The sequence below is a fragment of the Streptomyces sp. UH6 genome (assembly GCF_013421635.1).
Classification (GTDB): Bacteria; Actinomycetota; Actinomycetes; order Streptomycetales; family Streptomycetaceae; genus Streptomyces; species Streptomyces abyssomicinicus.
On sequence record NZ_JACADT010001126.1, the window covers coordinates 1 to 1,723 of the forward strand.

General features: G+C 72.7%; 1 protein-coding gene and 1 pseudogene. Both read right to left on the reverse strand.

What is annotated here, in order from left to right; genetic code table 11:
- Positions 1-419 (reverse strand): annotated as a pseudogene (locus tag HW445_RS29890) (hypothetical protein); the annotation flags it as partial.
- Positions 420-735: 316 nt separating this feature from the next.
- A partial coding sequence (locus HW445_RS29895; protein ID WP_180223940.1) for a metallophosphoesterase occupies positions 736-1,723 on the reverse strand: 988 nt, incomplete at its 5' end.

The following is a 1,723-nucleotide window of genomic DNA, read 5'->3' on the forward strand; positions in this document are numbered from 1 at the left end:
GCCGGCTCCGGCGTGAGCATCTTCAGGACGTAGCCGATCAGCAGCAGGACGGCCGCGGACGCCCCCGCCAGCAGCGGGGCCAGGACGACCGCCACGGCGGCGGCCCCGGGACCGGTCGCGTCGGCGTCCGCCCGGGTGGAAGGGCTTTCCGCCTCGGAGGAGGATTCCCGTCCCGCGTCGGCGAGGTGCCGCAGGCCCTCGCGGAGGTCGCGGTAGTGGCCGTACTCGGTGGCCGCCGCCTCCATGATCTCGTCGGCGCGCTCCAGGGCGAGCGTGCGCAGCTGCTCGCTGTTCGGGCGGCCGACGGGCCCCGCCGGGTCGGTGTACCGCGGGGTCGAGCGCAGTGCCTCGTCCAGGGCTCGCTCGAAATCGGGGCGGTCCTCGTTCCGCAGCTGCTGCGGGTGGCTGGTCATGTGCATCCCCCGATGCTCCGTAGGGCTGTGGCTCGGCATGCCGACGAGCCGTCTGGCTGGGACGGAGGGGAGCCTGCTACGGATAGTCCGATGGTAGTGCCGCGGCGGCGGGTGATGACAAGGGGATTACGGGAGGTTTCACGTTTTCGCCGCCGGACGGAAGCCGGATCGGACAACTGGCGTGACGCGTGAACAGCCTTGTGGCGCAAGGGACGTGATGGTCCGCGGCCGGTCTCGGGCCCGGCACGCGCAGCCTCGCGCAGGCGCGCGCCGGGCCCGGGCCACTGGCCCGGGCCCGGACGCTTCGTCGGGAGCCTCGTCCTCAGACGATCGGCAGGCGGCGGACCAGGAGGGTGCCGGCCATGGTGACTCCGCCGTCCATGGCGACGGCGAGTCCGTCGGCATAGATGTGCGGGCCGTCGATGAGCGGGCGGCCGTGGCCGGACTCGCCGTCCTCCGCGCCGGCCTCACCGGTGAGGTAGGGGATCGGGCTGTGGCCGTGGACGATCCGGGTGCCGCCGTAGGCGTCGAGGAGTTCACGGGCGGCCTGCGCACCGCCGGAGTCGCGGAAGGCGAACCGCTTGGTGAACTTGCGGAACAGGTCCCAGACCTCGTCCGCGTCGTTGCGGGTCAGGGTCTCCCGCACGGTGTCGTTGACCTCCTGGATGGAGCCGCCGAACTCCAGGTACGCGGTGGTGTCGGAGTGCACCAGGAGGTGGCCGTCGACCTCCTCCATCGCTGCCAGCCGGGCCATCCACTGGAGGTGGTGGTCCTGGAGGCGCTCCATGTCCGTCTTCTGGCCGCCGTTGAGCAGCCAGGCCGCCTGGAAGGTGGCGGTCCCGGCACCGGAGTTGACCGGGGTGTCGCCGTACCGCTTGGCACCGAGCAGGAGCAGTTCGTGGTTGCCCAGCAGCGCCTTGCAGTAGCCGCCGGACGCCGCGGCTTCGGCCGACAGTCGCATCACCAGCTCGATCACGCCGACGCCGTCCGGGCCCCGGTCGGTGAAGTCGCCCAGGAACCACAACCGGGTGTTGCCCGCCGACCAGTTGCCGTTCTCGTCGACGATGCCCTGGTCGCGCAGCGCGTCGAGGAGTTCGTCGAGGTAGCCGTGGACGTCGCCCACGACGTAGAGCGGGCCGGGAGCGGGCTGCCCGGCGGCCGGAGCCTCCGCGGCGGCGGGGGCTCCGGCCGCCGACGGGGTGAGCTGCAGCGTGTCTCCACGGCGGATCACCGGGAGGTTCCGCTCGGTCGGGGTGTACCCGTCGGGCGGTCCGTCCGGGAAGGCCTCCGGGGGCACGGACCCGGGATGG